At 57.5% G+C, this 13,975-nt stretch carries 11 protein-coding genes; 10 read left to right on the top strand and 1 reads right to left on the bottom strand.

Going from position 1 to position 13,975, the window contains the following annotated elements:
* The first annotated feature begins 35 nt into the window (after window positions 1-35).
* The 8 genes from nuoG (at window position 36) to nuoN (ending at window position 10,090) form a co-directional block, all read left to right on the top strand.
* Window positions 36-2,762 carry an NADH-quinone oxidoreductase subunit NuoG gene (nuoG, locus tag GKAS_RS05350; protein WP_035892480.1) on the top strand — a complete coding sequence of 909 codons (2,727 nt, stop codon included), beginning with the start codon at window positions 36-38 and terminating at the stop codon, window positions 2,760-2,762.
* Complete coding sequence (nuoH, locus tag GKAS_RS05345) at window positions 2,759-3,736, top strand: NADH-quinone oxidoreductase subunit NuoH (protein ID WP_035892479.1); 978 nt, start codon at window positions 2,759-2,761, stop codon at window positions 3,734-3,736. The genes nuoG and nuoH overlap by 4 nt, the downstream gene beginning before the upstream one ends.
* Before the next feature lie 13 nt (window positions 3,737-3,749).
* Window positions 3,750-4,292 (top strand): NADH-quinone oxidoreductase subunit NuoI, encoded by a 543-nt coding sequence (gene nuoI, locus GKAS_RS05340; RefSeq protein WP_000172742.1) that lies wholly within the window; start codon window positions 3,750-3,752, stop codon window positions 4,290-4,292.
* A gap of 11 nt (window positions 4,293-4,303) precedes the next feature.
* Window positions 4,304-4,858, top strand: a complete 555-nt coding sequence (gene nuoJ / locus GKAS_RS05335) for an NADH-quinone oxidoreductase subunit J (protein ID WP_035892478.1) — start codon at window positions 4,304-4,306, stop codon at window positions 4,856-4,858.
* Window positions 4,855-5,157: an NADH-quinone oxidoreductase subunit NuoK gene (gene nuoK / locus GKAS_RS05330; RefSeq protein WP_035892477.1), complete on the top strand. Its 303-nt coding sequence runs from the start codon at window positions 4,855-4,857 to the stop codon at window positions 5,155-5,157. The genes nuoJ and nuoK overlap by 4 nt, the downstream gene beginning before the upstream one ends.
* The gene (gene nuoL / locus GKAS_RS05325) at window positions 5,154-6,995 is read left to right on the top strand and encodes an NADH-quinone oxidoreductase subunit L (protein ID WP_035892476.1); all 1,842 of its coding nucleotides are present in this window, start codon (window positions 5,154-5,156) and stop codon (window positions 6,993-6,995) included. The genes nuoK and nuoL overlap by 4 nt, the downstream gene beginning before the upstream one ends.
* A gap of 101 nt (window positions 6,996-7,096) precedes the next feature.
* Window positions 7,097-8,626 (top strand): NADH-quinone oxidoreductase subunit M, encoded by a 1,530-nt coding sequence (gene nuoM, locus GKAS_RS05320; protein ID WP_035892475.1) that lies wholly within the window; start codon window positions 7,097-7,099, stop codon window positions 8,624-8,626.
* A 6-nt stretch (window positions 8,627-8,632) separates the two neighbouring features.
* Window positions 8,633-10,090: an NADH-quinone oxidoreductase subunit NuoN gene (gene nuoN / locus GKAS_RS05315; protein WP_035892474.1), complete on the top strand. Its 1,458-nt coding sequence runs from the start codon at window positions 8,633-8,635 to the stop codon at window positions 10,088-10,090.
* Window positions 10,091-10,158: 68 nt separating this feature from the next.
* On the opposite strand, the gene GKAS_RS05310 is transcribed toward nuoN, so the two are convergent.
* Window positions 10,159-10,788 carry an NUDIX hydrolase gene (locus GKAS_RS05310; protein WP_051910726.1) on the bottom strand — a complete coding sequence of 210 codons (630 nt, stop codon included), beginning with the start codon at window positions 10,786-10,788 and terminating at the stop codon, window positions 10,159-10,161.
* Window positions 10,789-10,958: 170 nt separating this feature from the next.
* Here GKAS_RS05310 and GKAS_RS05305 point away from each other — a divergent pair, with 170 nt between their 5' ends.
* Both GKAS_RS05305 and GKAS_RS05300 read left to right on the top strand, forming a co-directional pair.
* The gene (locus GKAS_RS05305; RefSeq protein WP_035892473.1) at window positions 10,959-12,068 is read left to right on the top strand and encodes an AI-2E family transporter; all 1,110 of its coding nucleotides are present in this window, start codon (window positions 10,959-10,961) and stop codon (window positions 12,066-12,068) included.
* 117 nt (window positions 12,069-12,185) lie between these two features.
* Entirely contained in the window at window positions 12,186-13,967 is a 1,782-nt protein-coding gene (locus GKAS_RS05300; protein ID WP_035892472.1) for a diguanylate cyclase, read from the top strand.
* Window positions 13,968-13,975 lie beyond the last annotated feature (8 nt).

Here is a 13,975-nt window from a genome sequence, read left to right as displayed (position 1 = left end):
AAGTGGTAACGATTTTTTAATTTGGAAGCACGCTAATGGCTACGATTCATGTAGACGGCAAAGAATACGAGGTCAACGGAGCGGACAACCTGCTACAGGCATGTCTCTCTATGGGCCTTGATATTCCATACTTTTGCTGGCACCCGGCGCTTGGGAGCGTCGGTGCTTGCCGCCAGTGTGCGGTGAAGCAATATCAGAACGCGGAAGACACGCGTGGCCGCCTGGTGATGTCCTGTATGACACCGGCATCCGACGGCACCTTTATTTCTATCGACGACGCAGAAGCGAAGCAGTTCCGCGAGAGCGTGGTGGAGTGGTTGATGACTAACCACCCGCACGATTGTCCGGTCTGTGAAGAGGGCGGTAACTGCCACCTTCAGGATATGACCGTGATGACCGGCCATAGCTTCCGTCGCTATCGCTTTACTAAGCGTACCCACCGTAACCAGGACCTGGGGCCGTTCATCTCTCACGAAATGAACCGCTGTATCGCCTGTTACCGCTGTGTGCGTTACTACAAAGACTACGCAGACGGTACCGATCTTGGTGTGTACGGCGCGCACGACAACGTCTACTTCGGCCGTCCAGAAGACGGAACCCTGGAAAGCGAATTCTCCGGTAACCTGGTTGAAATTTGCCCGACCGGCGTATTTACCGATAAGACGCACTCCGAGCGCTACAACCGTAAGTGGGACATGCAGTTTGCGCCAAGCATCTGCCAGCAGTGCTCCATCGGCTGTAACACCAGCCCGGGCGAGCGCTATGGCGAACTGCGTCGTATCGAAAACCGCTACAACGGCACCGTTAACCACTACTTCCTCTGCGACCGTGGTCGTTTCGGCTATGGCTATGTGAACCTGAAAGACCGTCCGCGTCAGCCGGTTCAGCGCCGCGGCGATGACCTCATCACCCTCAACGCCGAACAGGCGATGCAGGGCGCGGCGGATATTCTGCGTCAGTCGAAGAAAGTGATTGGTATCGGTTCTCCACGTGCGAGCGTTGAAAGCAACTTCGCGCTGCGTGAACTGGTGGGTGCGGATAACTTCTACACCGGCATCGCTAAAGGCGAGCAGGAACGTTTGCAGCTGGCGCTGAAAGTGCTGCGTGAAGGCGGCATTCATACTCCTGCGCTGCGCGATATCGAATCTTACGATGCGGTACTGGTGCTGGGTGAAGACATTACCCAGACCGGCGCTCGCGTCGCGCTGGCGGTTCGCCAGGCGGTGAAAGGTAAAGCACGCGAAATGGCAGCGGCCCAGAAAGTGGCTGACTGGCAGATTGCAGCCATCCTGAACATCGGCCAGCGTGCGAAACACCCGCTGTTTGTCACCAACGTCGACGACACTCGTCTGGATGATATCGCCGCGTGGACCTACCGCGCACCGGTAGAAGATCAGGCGCGTTTAGGCTTCGCGATTGCCCATGCGCTGGACAACAACGCACCGGCGGTTGACGGTATCGATCGTGACCTGCAGGGCAAGATCGACGTGATCGTTCAGGCGCTGGCCGGGGCGAAAAAACCGCTGATTATCTCCGGCACCAACGCCGGTAGCGCTGAAGTGATTCAGGCGGCGGCTAACGTGGCAAAAGCGCTTAAGGCTCGCGGTTCTGACGTTGGCGTAACGATGATTGCCCGCGCGGTAAACAGCGTTGGTCTCGGCATGATTGGCGGTGGTTCTCTTGATGACGCGCTGAACGAGCTGGAAAGCGGCGCTGCCGATGCGGTTATCGTGCTGGAAAACGACCTGCACCGTCATGCGGCTGCTAGCCGTGTGAACGCCGCGCTGGATAAAGCCCCGCTGGTGATGGTGATTGACCATCAGCGTACGGCGATTATGGACCATGCACACCTGGTGCTCTCGGCGGCAAGCTTTGCCGAAAGCGACGGTACGGTCATCAACAACGAAGGCCGTGCTCAGCGCTTCTTCCAGGTGTATGACCCAAGCTACTACGACAGCAAAACCATCATGCTGGAAAGCTGGCGCTGGCTGCACTCGCTGCACAGCACCCTGGAAAACCGTCAGGTTGACTGGACCCAGCTGGATCACGTGATTGACGCTGCCGTCGCCGCACTGCCGCAGCTGGCTGGCATTAAAGATGCCGCGCCGGACGCGACCTTCCGTATTCGTGGTCAAAAGCTGGCACGTGAACCGCACCGTTACAGCGGCCGTACGGCAATGCGCGCGAATATCAGCGTGCACGAGCCGCGTCAGCCGCAGGATAAAGACACCATGTTCGCCTTCTCCATGGAAGGGAACAACCAGCCGGGCGCACCGCGTTCGCAGATCCCATTCGCATGGGCTCCGGGCTGGAACTCCCCGCAGGCATGGAACAAGTTCCAGGCCGAAGTGGGCGGCAAACTGCGTCACGGTGACCCGGGCGTACGTCTGATTGAAGCGTCGGCAAACGGTCTGGATTACTTCACTACCGTACCGGCAGGCTTCCAGGCTGAAGCCGGGAAATGGCGCGTGGCCCCGTACTACCATCTGTTTGGTAGCGACGAGATGTCACAGCGTGCGCCGGTGTTCCAAAGCCGCATGCCGCAGCCTTATATCAAGCTCAACCCGGCCGATGCCGCGGCGCTTGGCGTAAACGAAGGCGCGAAAATGGCGTTCAGCTTTGATGGTCAGACGGTCACGCTGCCGCTGGTGATTTCCAGCGGGCTGGTGGCAGGGCAGGTTGGTTTGCCGATGGGCATGCCGGGCATAGCTCCTGTGCTTGCGGGCGCGCGTCTTGAAAATCTGCAGGAGGCACAGCAATGAGTTGGTTAACGCCGGATCTGATTGAGATCCTCCTTAGCATCGTCAAGGCCGTGGTCATCCTGCTGGTGGTTGTCACCTGCGGGGCGTTCATGAGCTTCGGCGAACGTCGCCTTCTGGGCCTGTTCCAGAACCGCTACGGGCCAAACCGCGTGGGCTGGGGCGGTTCGCTCCAGCTCGTTGCCGACATGATCAAAATGTTCTTTAAAGAGGACTGGGTTCCGAAATTTACGGACCGCATGATCTTTACGCTGGCACCGGTTATCGCCTTCACCTCGCTGCTGCTGGCCTTCGCCATTGTGCCGGTCAGCCCAAGCTGGGTGGTCGCCGACCTCAACATCGGGATTCTGTTCTTCCTGATGATGGCAGGTCTCGCGGTCTACGCGGTACTGTTCGCTGGCTGGTCGAGCAACAACAAATACTCCTTGCTGGGGGCGATGCGTGCGTCTGCGCAGACCCTGAGCTACGAAGTGTTCCTGGGTCTGTCTCTGATGGGTGTGGTGGCGCAGGCCGGTTCATTCAACATGACCGACATCGTCAATAACCAGGCTCACCTGTGGAACGTCATTCCTCAGTTCTTCGGCTTCATTACCTTTGCGATTGCGGGCGTAGCGGTATGTCACCGTCACCCGTTTGACCAACCGGAAGCCGAGCAGGAACTGGCCGATGGTTACCACATCGAATATTCCGGTATGAAATTCGGTCTGTTCTTCGTGGGTGAGTATATCGGTATCGTCACCGTGTCAGCGCTTATCGTGACGCTGTTCTTCGGTGGCTGGCAAGGCCCGTTCTTACCGCCATTCATCTGGTTCGCGCTGAAAACCGCGTTCTTCATGATGATGTTCATTTTGATTCGTGCGTCGTTACCGCGTCCTCGTTATGACCAGGTAATGTCCTTCGGCTGGAAAGTATGCCTGCCGCTGACGCTCATCAACTTGCTGGTAACGGCGGCTGTCATTCTCTGGCAGCAGCCATAAGGGGCTATAGACCATGACCTTAAAAGAATTACTCGTAGGCTTCGGCACCCAGGTACGCAGTATCTGGATGATCGGCCTGCATGCGTTCGCCAAACGCGAAACGCAGATGTACCCGGAAGAGCCGGTCTACCTGCCGCCGCGCTATCGTGGCCGTATCGTGCTGACGCGCGATCCGGACGGCGAAGAGCGCTGCGTTGCCTGTAACCTTTGCGCGGTAGCCTGTCCGGTTGGCTGTATCTCTCTGCAGAAAGCAGAGACCAAAGACGGCCGCTGGTATCCGGAGTTTTTCCGCATTAACTTCTCACGCTGCATTTTCTGCGGTCTGTGCGAAGAAGCGTGCCCGACCACGGCGATTCAGTTGACCCCGGACTTCGAACTGGGTGAATACAAGCGTCAGGATCTGGTGTACGAAAAAGAGGATCTGCTGATTTCCGGTCCGGGCAAATACCCGGAATATAACTTCTACCGGATGGCGGGTATGGCAATCGACGGCAAAGATAAGGGCGAAGCAGAGAACGAAGCTAAGCCTATCGACGTCAAGAGCCTGTTACCGTAAGGAGAGGGGCAATGGAATTCGCTTTTTATATCTGTGGCCTGATTGCTGTCCTCGCGACCCTGCGAGTGATTACGCACACTAACCCGGTACACGCGCTGCTGTATCTGATTGTCTCGCTGCTGGCTATCGCCGGGGTGTTCTTCTCGCTGGGCGCGTACTTCGCCGGGGCGCTGGAGATCATCGTTTATGCGGGCGCCATCATGGTGCTGTTCGTCTTCGTGGTGATGATGCTGAACCTGGGCGGCGCTGAAGTTGCTCAAGAACGTCAGTGGCTGAAGCCGCAAATCTGGATTGGCCCGGCGGTACTGTCCGCCGTGCTGCTGGCGGTGATGGTGTACGCCATCATGGGCCTGAATGACCAGGGCATTGAAGGTAACGCTATCAGTGCGAAAGAAGTCGGTATCGCCCTGTTCGGGCCGTACGTGCTGGCGGTTGAACTGGCATCGATGCTGCTGCTGGCGGGCCTGGTTGTGGCCTTCCATATCGGTCGTGAAGACCGCATGGGCGAAGTGCTGAGCAACCGTGCTGGCGATAGCGCGAAAAGGAAAACGGAGGAACACGCATGATTCCTTTACAACATGGGCTGATCCTCGCGGCGATTTTATTCGTGCTGGGTTTAACCGGTCTGGTTATCCGCCGCAACCTGCTGTTTATGCTGATTGGGCTGGAAATTATGATTAACGCCGCCGCGCTGGCCTTCGTGGTCGCCGGCAGTTACTGGGGCCAGACCGACGGTCAGGTGATGTATATCCTCGCCATTACGCTTGCCGCTGCGGAAGCGAGTATTGGCCTGGCGCTGCTGCTGCAGCTCCATCGTCGCCGCCAGAACCTGAACATCGATTCAGTAAGTGAGTTGCGCGGATGAACATGCTTGCCTTAACCATTATTTTCCCGTTCATTGGTTTCGTTCTGCTGGCCTTCTCCCGTGGGCGCTGGTCAGAAAACCTGGCCGCCACCGTAGGGATGGGGTCGATTGGTCTGTCGGCGCTGGTGACCGCGTACGCAGGCGTCGACTTCTTCGCCAACGGCAAGCAGGCGTTCAGCCTGCCGCTGTGGACGTGGATGTCCGTCGGTGATTTCAACATCGGTTTCAACCTGGTGCTGGACGGCCTGTCGCTGACCATGCTCTCCGTGGTAACCGGCGTGGGCTTCCTGATCCACATGTTCGCCTCCTGGTATATGCGCGGTGAAGAGGGCTACTCTCGCTTCTTCGCCTACACCAACCTGTTTATCGCGAGCATGGTCGTTCTGGTGCTGGCCGATAACCTGCTGTTGATGTACCTCGGCTGGGAAGGCGTGGGCCTGTGCTCCTATCTGCTGATCGGTTTCTACTACACCGATCCGAAGAATGGCGCAGCGGCAATGAAAGCCTTCGTTGTGACCCGTGTCGGTGACGTATTCCTGGCGTTCGCGCTGTTCATTCTCTACAACGAGCTGGGCACGCTGAACTTCCGCGAAATGGTTGAACTGGCGCCGGCGCACTTCGCGGCAGGCAACAACATGCTGATGTGGGCAACCCTGATGCTGCTGGGCGGTGCGGTTGGTAAATCCGCGCAGCTGCCGTTGCAGACCTGGCTTGCAGACGCGATGGCTGGCCCAACCCCAGTATCTGCGCTGATCCACGCGGCGACCATGGTCACCGCCGGCGTTTACCTGATTGCGCGTACGCACGGCCTGTTCCTGCTGACGCCGGAAGTGCTGCATCTGGTCGGTATTGTTGGGGCGGTCACGCTGGTGCTGGCAGGCTTTGCCGCGCTGGTACAAACCGACATCAAACGCGTTCTTGCTTACTCCACCATGAGCCAGATTGGCTACATGTTCCTGGCGCTTGGCGTACAGGCGTGGGATGCGGCGATTTTCCACCTGATGACTCACGCGTTCTTCAAAGCGCTGCTGTTCCTGGCGTCCGGCTCGGTGATTCTGGCCTGCCATCATGAACAGAACATCTTCAAGATGGGTGGCCTGCGTAAGTCGATTCCGCTGGTGTACGCCTGCTTCCTAGTCGGTGGTGCCGCGCTCTCCGCGCTGCCGCTGATTACCGCGGGCTTCTTCAGTAAAGACGAAATCCTTGCCGGTGCGATGGCCAACGGTCATATCAATCTGATGGTAGCGGGCCTGGTCGGTGCGTTCATGACCTCGCTCTATACCTTCCGTATGATCTTCATCGTCTTCCACGGTAAAGAGCAGATCCACGCGCACGCAGGGAAGGGGATTACCCACCACCTGCCGCTGATTGTGCTGATGATCCTGTCGACCTTTATCGGCGCGCTGATTGTGCCACCGCTGCACGGCGTACTGCCGGCGACGACTGAACTGGAACATGGCCGCGTGCTGACGCTGGAAATCACGTCAGGTGTGGTAGCGATTGCCGGTATCCTGATTGCCGCATGGCTGTGGCTGGGCAAACGCACGTTGGTGACCTCCATCGCCAACAGCGCGCCTGGCCGTCTGCTGGGGACCTGGTGGTATAACGCCTGGGGCTTTGACTGGCTGTACGACAAGGTGTTCGTGAAGCCGTTCCTTGGCATCGCCTGGCTGCTGAAGCGCGACCCGCTCAATGCCTTGATGAACATTCCCGCTATCCTCTCCCGCTTCGCAGGCAAAGGCCTGGTGCTGAGCGAGAACGGGTACCTGCGCTGGTATGTTGCGTCAATGAGCATCGGTGCCGTGGTGGTGCTGGCGTTGTTGATGGTATTGCGTTAATTCGTTGGGGAGGAGCTTCCTCCCCATGAAAATGTCGTGCTGTTTTCCTGTTCTGGTAGGCATTGTCGCCTCCGGATAGATTAATAAGGAAATGAATTGCCATGTTATTACCCTGGCTAATACTGATTCCCTTTATCGGCGGTTTCCTCTGCTGGCAGACCGAACGCTTTGGCGTGAAGATGCCGCGCTGGATAGCGCTGATTACCATGGGACTGACGCTGGCGCTTGGCCTGCAGCTGTGGCTGCAGGGCGGCTACTCACTCACCCAATCCACCGGCCTGCCGCAGTGGCAGTCTGAGTTTATTCTGCCGTGGATCCCACGCTTTGGTATCAACGTCCACCTGGCGCTCGACGGTCTGTCGCTGCTGATGGTGGTCCTGACCGGTCTGCTGGGTGTGCTGGCGGTGCTCTGTTCCTGGAATGAAATCCAGAAATACCAGGGCTTCTTCCACCTCAACCTGATGTGGATCCTGGGCGGCGTAATCGGCGTGTTCCTGGCCATCGACATGTTCCTGTTCTTCTTCTTCTGGGAGATGATGCTGGTGCCGATGTACTTCCTGATCGCGCTGTGGGGCCACAAGGCATCCGACGGTAAAACGCGTATCACGGCGGCTACCAAGTTCTTCATCTATACCCAGGCGAGCGGTCTGGTGATGCTGATTGCCATCCTGGCGCTGGTGTTCGTTCACCACAACGCGACCGGCGTATGGACCTTCGACTATCAGGACCTGCTGAAGACGCCAATGTCCCACGGCGTGGAGTATCTGCTGATGCTCGGCTTCTTCATCGCCTTCGCGGTGAAAATGCCTGTCGTGCCGCTGCACGGCTGGCTGCCTGACGCGCACTCGCAGGCACCAACCGCAGGTTCCGTTGACCTCGCCGGTATCTTGCTGAAAACCGCGGCCTACGGTCTGCTGCGCTTCGCGCTGCCGCTGTTCCCGAACGCGTCTGCCGAGTTCGCGCCTATCGCCATGTGGCTGGGTGTGATTGGTATCTTCTACGGCGCATGGATGGCGTTCACGCAGTACGACATCAAACGTCTGATTGCCTACACCTCCGTTTCCCACATGGGCTTCGTGCTGATTGCTATCTACACCGGCAGCCAGCTGGCGTATCAGGGCGCGGTCATTCAGATGATTGCGCACGGTCTGTCCGCAGCCGGCCTGTTCATCCTGTGTGGTCAGCTTTACGAGCGTCTGCATACCCGCGACATGCGTCAAATGGGCGGTCTGTGGAGCAAAATTAAATGGCTGCCTGCGCTGTCGCTGTTCTTCGCGGTCTGTACGCTGGGGATGCCGGGTACTGGTAACTTCGTCGGCGAATTCATGATCCTGTTCGGCAGCTACCATGTCGTTCCGACGATTACGGTGATTTCGACCTTCGGTCTGGTGTTCGCCTCTGTTTACTCGCTGGCGATGCTGCACCGTGCGTACTTTGGTAAAGCGAAGAGTGAAATCGCGGCAAAAGAACTGCCAGGGATGTCGCTGCGCGAGCTGTTTATCGTCCTGTTGCTGGTCGTGCTTCTGGTTCTGCTGGGCTTCTATCCGCAGCCGATTCTGGACACGTCACATTCTGCGATGAGTAACATCCAGCAGTGGTTTGTTAATTCTGTTTCTACTACAAGGCCGTAATTCGCCATGACAATAACTCCACAACAACTGATCGCGCTATTACCGCTGCTGATCGTCGGCTTGACGGTGGTGGTTGTGATGCTCTCCATTGCGTGGCGACGCAATCACTTCCTCAATGCCACGCTGTCGGTCATTGGTCTTAACGCCGCGCTGGTCTCGCTCTGGTTTGTTGGCCAGGGTGGTGCAATGGACGTCACGCCGCTGATGCGCGTTGACGCTTACGCGATGCTTTACACTGGCCTGGTGCTGCTGGCGAGCCTTGCGACCTGTACCTTTGCCTATCCGTGGCTTGAGGGCTATACCGACAACAAAGAAGAGTTCTACCTGCTGGTGCTGATTGCGGCGCTGGGTGGCATTCTGCTGGCGAACGCCAACCACCTGGCGGCGCTGTTCCTCGGTATTGAACTGATTTCCCTGCCGTTGTTTGGTCTGATTGGTTACGCGTTCCGCCAGAAACGTTCTCTGGAAGCGAGCATCAAGTACACCATTCTGTCCGCCGCCGCATCGTCGTTCCTGTTGTTCGGTATGGCGCTGCTGTATGCGCAGTCCGGTGACCTGTCGTTCCTGGCGCTCGGTAAGAGCCTCAGCGACAACATGCTGCACGAACCGCTGCTGCTGGCAGGCCTGGGGATGATGATTGTTGGCCTCGGCTTTAAACTGTCTCTGGTACCGTTCCACCTGTGGACGCCGGACGTTTATCAGGGTGCGCCTGCGCCGGTATCTACCTTCCTGGCTACCGCCAGCAAGATTGCTATCTTCGGTGTCGTGATGCGTCTGTTCCTGTACGCGCCGGTTGGCGATAGCGAAGCGGTACGCGTGGTGCTGGGCCTCATCGCCTTCGCCTCCATCATCTTCGGTAACCTGATGGCGCTGAGCCAGACCAATATCAAACGTCTGCTCGGTTACTCCTCCATTTCTCACCTCGGTTACCTGCTGGTGGCGCTGATTGCGCTGCACAGCGGCGAGATGTCGATGGAAGCCGTTGGCGTTTATCTGGCGGGTTATCTGTTCAGCAGCCTCGGCGCATTCGGCGTTGTCAGCCTGATGTCGAGCCCATACCGTGGCCCTGATGCAGATTCTCTGTACTCCTACCGTGGTCTGTTCTGGCACCGTCCGATTCTGGCCGCCGTGATGACCGTGATGATGCTGTCTCTGGCCGGTATCCCGATGACCCTTGGCTTTATCGGTAAGTTCTACGTGTTGGCCGTCGGTGTCCAGGCGCACCTGTGGTGGCTGGTTGGCGCGGTGGTGGTTGGTTCCGCGATTGGCCTCTACTACTATCTGCGCGTTGCGGTGAGCCTGTACCTGAGCGCACCGGAAAAACCAAACCGCGATGCGCCGTCTAACTGGCAGTACAGCGCGGGCGGTATCGTGGTGCTTATCTCCGCACTGCTGGTGCTGGTGCTGGGTATTTATCCGCAGCCGCTGATTAGCATTGTGCAGAAAGCGATGCCGTTGATGTAATCCATCGTTACCGATGTGAAAAAACCCCGCGATGCGGGGTTTTTTATTGCCGGATGGTTCTCACAAGCTTAATCGCACCACGTAGGCTTATTTTCGTGCACGCTACGGATACTGGCGTGGATCTCTTCCGGCACGATGCGCGTCAGGGAGAGCGGCGGCAGATTGTGTGGGTCAACGTAAGCGACATCCAACGATTCATGGCTGACGGCAAGCTCGCCGCCCAGCGTCTCGCACAGGAAAATCAGCTTGTAGACATGCCAGGGGTAAGGCGGGTGGCCATGCTGATTGCGATCCCACACGCCGAGCAGACGGCTCACTTTCACCTCAAGCCCGGTCTCTTCGCGCACTTCACGCTCCACCGCTTTCGTAGGGCTATCGCCAATATCAGCCCAGCCGCCCGGCAGGCTCCAGCCTTTATCGTCGGCTTCCTGCACCATCAACAGCTTGCCTTCATGCAGAATAATCGCGCGGACGTCGGTTTTCGGCGTGGCATAGCCGGTATCTACTTTATGCAGGTTTTGCAGCGTTTCTACGGGGAGATCAAAACGCGCGGTTAATAATCGTTCTGCAATTCCCATCAGGTCTTCATAGCGTTCGCGGTCGTAGACGTCCCTGGTGTAGGTTAGCCCGGTCTGGGCAAGCGCCTGCAGGCGTTGGGCAATAAGCGTTAGTTCGTTCTCGTTGAGTACTTCTGACATGCTTCCTCCCGTTGTGTCTTCCGGTAAGTGTGCCGGAAAACGGTCTTTGTAGGATACCTGGCGCGGTTACTCGTGCGTTAGGGAGAATGAAATGTTGCTTCATTGTTACCTGGTAAATCCGGCTAAACGCTTCTATAGTCGAGACAGTTTCCCCGCAACAGGACTCACTAATGCGTTTTAACGGATTGACCAAAGGCTTTTTCATTTTCATTCTCGCGCTCGTGACCTGGGCATTCTTTGATGTATTGTCGCCGTACTTTTCCGCGATTCTGTGGGCCGCGATCCTCACCGTTGTCTTTAACCCGGTGAAAAACAAACTGCGCAGCGCACTGGGCGATCGTAACGGACTGGCCTCGCTGCTGACTATCGGCATTATCTGTCTGATCGTTTTTATTCCACTAATGGTGATCCTCTCCTCGCTTGCGCTCGAACTGAATGTGGTTTACACCAAGCTACAGGAGAACAACACGCGCTTCCCGCAGGTGATAGCCAGCCTCTTTTCCCATCTTCCGCACTGGGCGCGCGGATTTCTGATAGAGCACAACCTGGATAACGTCGCCCAAATCCAGAAAAAACTCTCCGAGGTGGCGCTGGCCGGTGGGCAGTACCTCGCCGGAAGCGCGTTCCTGATTGGTAAAGGCACCTTCGGTTTTGCTATCAGCTTCGGCATCATGCTCTACCTGCTGTTCTTCTTACTGAAAGACGGGCCGTATCTGGTGCGCCAGATCCTCGACTCACTCCCGCTAACTGATTTTGTGAAGCAGCACCTGTTTGCCAAGTTTGTTGGCGTAACACGAGCAACGGTCAAGGGCACGGCGGTGGTCGCGGTGGTGCAGGGGACGCTCGGCGGCATTGCCTTCGCCATTGTCGGCATTGACGGCAGCGTACTGTGGGGGGCGCTGATGGCCTTCCTCTCTCTGGTGCCTGCCGTGGGCTCGGCGATTATCTGGGTGCCGGCAGCGATTTTCCTCTTTGCTACCCAGCAGGTGTGGCAGGGGCTGTTTATCGTCGGCTTCTTCGTGATTATTGTTGGGCTGGTGGACAACATTCTGCGTCCGCTGCTGGTGGGGAAAGACACCAAAATGCCGGATTACCTGATTCTTATCACCACCATTGGCGGCATGGAAATTTACGGTATTAACGGCTTTGTGATAGGGCCGCTTATCGCCGCGCTGTTCCTCGCCTGCTGGAATCTCTTCTCCGGGCGTGACCACGCGGGGAATGTGGAGGGGCTTGACGAAGAATTTATCGAAGAGGGCAAGAATCCGCCCGAGGTATGATGATCACGAAATAGCAAAAGGCGGCCTGAGGTCGCCTTTTTATTCTCACGAGAAATCAGGCGTTTCCTATAATTTCAATCATGCCCCGTGATTTCAGGTTATAGAAGGAACCGACAGGTGAGAATTGCCACAATAACCAACTGGGCCTACGGCGCAACGGTATGCCTGACGATTGTTTCCGGTATCGTCATGCTGATGGCCTCCAGCGCGGATAACGCCGAACGGCAGGCGGTGCAGCAGCGTCTGGTGTTCGATCGGTTGACGGATGAAATTGAGAGCAATGCCTGGTCGCTCTCTGACCTGGCTCGTCTGTACGTGGTGAATAAAGACCCTGAGGTGCTGAGCGAATATCACCAGCGGGAAAAGCAGCAGGTGGAGATTGAACAGCGCCTGTCGAAACTCAAAGATGCTGGTGCGACGGGTGAAGAGCTGGTGTTGCTGCATGAAGGGCTACAGATTGTCGATGGCCTTCAGGACGAACAACAAACCGCGCTTGCCAACTTAGCGCATGAGGAGGCACCGATTGCCGTCTCGCTGCTGTATGGCAAAATCTACGAGCAGGAGCTCGACCGTGCGCAGGAGCGCATGGATCATTTCCGCCAGATGCTTGATACTCGTGCGTTGCGTGCGGTTCAGGAAGCAACCCGCGACTCCCGCATCCTGCGCACGCTATCCGAAGTGATGGTCGGGCTGACGGCGCTGCTATTTTTATTTGTCCTCGGCTTTATTTTAAAACGCCGCGTGCTGCGCCCGGTGGTGCGGCTCAGCGATGTGGTGCATCGACTGGCCTCTCAGGACTACGCCGTTGATACGCCGAACTTTAAACAGATTGATGAAATCGGCGATATGGCACAGGCGATCCGCATTTTCCGCGAAAACGGCCTGGTGCGACAGCAGCTTGAACGGCAGCGCGATGCCGACTGGGCGATACGTGAACTGCTGGCGCGCATGACTCAGCGCCTACAAGGGTGCGAGTGTTTTGACGACGTGGTGAACGTGGCGGAACTCTTCGCCCCCAATATTGCGCCAGGGGTAGCGGGAAGGCTCTATATCCTCGACAAAGACCCGTGGCAGATGCGCTGCGTGGCCTCCTGGCTATCGCCACAGGGCGAACCGACGCCGTTCCATCCGGATGAGTGCTGGGCGGTGCGCCGCGGGCAAAGCCACCCGCCGGTACACGGCGAGCCGGATATCGGTTGCTACCACCTCCCTGAATCGTGTCTTGACCATACGCTGTGCGTGCCGTTGATTGCCCAGGGCGAGGCCATCGGCCTGCTCTCTTTCCAGAATCTCAACGAAGAAACCACGCCTTCCCGGGCTTACCTGGAGCTGATGGCAGAAGCGCTTGGCCTGGCGTTAGCTAACCAGCGCCTGCGCGATGCGTTACTGGAAAAAGCGCTCTACGACCCGCTGACCGGCCTGCGTAACCGTCACCATCTGGAGGATACTTTGCGGACGCAGATGGGGCTCGCGGTCCGTAATGATGATCCGATAAGCTGCCTGATGATTGACATCGACCACTTCAAAAACATCAATGACCGCTTCGGCCACGAGGCGGGTGACGGCGTGATTAAAAGCGTCGCCTCCACCATTCAGCGTGTAGTGCACGACCGCGGCATGGCGTTCCGCTACGGCGGCGAAGAGTTTCTGGTGCTGCTCTACGATATGGATGACGACGGTGCTAACCGCATCGCCCGCGAGATTTTCGACGGCGTGCGTGAACTGGTGCTACGCTTTAGCGGCGCGGAGATTGGCCACGTGGACGTTTCCATCGGCGTGGCAAGCTACCCGCAGCACGCCCAGAGCGATAACCTGCTGCGTGCCGCGGACGTGGCGCTGTATCGGGCGAAGGAGCTGGGTAGGTCGCGGATTGTGAGTTTTGGGTCGCTGGCGGGGTAATGCATTTT

Origin of the sequence: Kluyvera ascorbata ATCC 33433, from assembly GCF_000735365.1 — a bacterium.
Taxonomy (GTDB): Bacteria; Pseudomonadota; Gammaproteobacteria; order Enterobacterales; family Enterobacteriaceae; genus Kluyvera; species Kluyvera ascorbata.
This window is presented reverse-complemented; position numbering and strand designations above follow the sequence as displayed.

Coding starts and splice junctions, on each gene's coding strand:
- nuoG (WP_035892480.1), top strand. CDS start 36: ATGGCTACGATTCATGTAGACGGCAAAGAATACGAGGTCAACGGAGCG.
- nuoH (WP_035892479.1), top strand. CDS start 2,759: ATGAGTTGGTTAACGCCGGATCTGATTGAGATCCTCCTTAGCATCGTC.
- nuoI (WP_000172742.1), top strand. CDS start 3,750: ATGACCTTAAAAGAATTACTCGTAGGCTTCGGCACCCAGGTACGCAGT.
- nuoJ (WP_035892478.1), top strand. CDS start 4,304: ATGGAATTCGCTTTTTATATCTGTGGCCTGATTGCTGTCCTCGCGACC.
- nuoK (WP_035892477.1), top strand. CDS start 4,855: ATGATTCCTTTACAACATGGGCTGATCCTCGCGGCGATTTTATTCGTG.
- nuoL (WP_035892476.1), top strand. CDS start 5,154: ATGAACATGCTTGCCTTAACCATTATTTTCCCGTTCATTGGTTTCGTT.
- nuoM (WP_035892475.1), top strand. CDS start 7,097: ATGTTATTACCCTGGCTAATACTGATTCCCTTTATCGGCGGTTTCCTC.
- nuoN (WP_035892474.1), top strand. CDS start 8,633: ATGACAATAACTCCACAACAACTGATCGCGCTATTACCGCTGCTGATC.
- GKAS_RS05310 (WP_051910726.1), bottom strand. CDS start 10,788: ATGTCAGAAGTACTCAACGAGAACGAACTAACGCTTATTGCCCAACGC.
- GKAS_RS05305 (WP_035892473.1), top strand. CDS start 10,959: ATGCGTTTTAACGGATTGACCAAAGGCTTTTTCATTTTCATTCTCGCG.